The 1040-nt window shown below is 46.2% G+C and carries 1 protein-coding gene; it reads right to left on the bottom strand.

What is annotated here, in order from left to right; translation table 11 throughout:
* Window positions 1-803: 803 nt before the first annotated feature.
* Window positions 804-1040, bottom strand: a 237-nt coding sequence (locus Q0256_RS11420; protein ID WP_297963216.1) for an aminotransferase class I/II-fold pyridoxal phosphate-dependent enzyme, incomplete at its 5' end; no start/stop codon positions are given.

Raw genomic sequence — 1040 nt, 5'->3', positions numbered from 1 at the left:
GTCTATCGCGAGCGATGCACGGCTCGCGGCATATTGCCTTGCTTTTTAATTTGGCGCGCTATATTCGGTGCGGCTTTCAAAAACACAAACCGCGCGCAAACCTTTCGCGTTGAGCTTGATCGTATCGCACGAAAGCATTTCCGCGTTGCAATTGTTCGCATGCGCACCGCGGCGAAACGCCGTTTCGTCAAGCTTTTTGCGGCTTAGGTTTGCGATTGTCGGCATCGGTACGAATGTGCGGCTACGGGCGGAGTGAAATTCGATAAATATTAGCCTTTCGCGCAGACGTGCCCGCAGCACCGCCTTGTTGCGTCGCATGGGCACGCGAGCATGTTAAATTTTGGATTTTTTAAAATTTGCCGCTGTCGGTTGCTTTTGATCTCTCGCGGCGCTCGGCGTAAAATTTTAAAATTTCACTATGAAATTTTAAAAGCTCTGCCGCTGGCGGCGTTTACACTAAAGCTTTTGCGATGAAATCCGGATGCGTCGTGCGATGAAATTTTAAAATTCCGAAGCGAAATTTAAAACTACGAGCAGTGCGTGGCGCAGCAGACATCGTAACATAACAGCGCAAAATTAGCCGCATTTGAATAAACGGCATAAAATTTAAGCGCTCCTGAATACGGCAGCTTGAAATTTAATTAAAGCGGCACGAAATTTAATCGTGCTAATTGCCGCAACCGCATTTAAATACCGAGCCGTGCCGCGCCACACTAAATTTGCCGCTAAGCTGCATTAAATTTTATGTAAAAAATTTCGCCGCTAAGCTACGACAAATTTAGATCAAAATTTCGCTAGCATGCCTATCTGTGGTAATTTTTTACGAATTTTTCTATGCGCTCAAAGCCGCGTTTTAGATTTTCCATAGAGCACGCAAAGCTTACGCGGAAGTGCCCATCCATGCCAAATCCGCTTCCTGGCACCGTGGCTACGAGCCCTTTATCTAGCAGTTGCATGCAGAATTTCATACTATCAGGTTCTACCTGAGAGCAATCTATGAAGAAATAAAATGCGCCGTCAGGTTTCACAACACTAAGCCC

This window comes from uncultured Campylobacter sp. (assembly GCF_937949835.1).
Taxonomy (GTDB): domain Bacteria; phylum Campylobacterota; class Campylobacteria; order Campylobacterales; family Campylobacteraceae; genus Campylobacter_B.
Note: the sequence above shows the minus strand (reverse complement) of the source record. Positions and strands in the feature narration are given on the sequence as shown.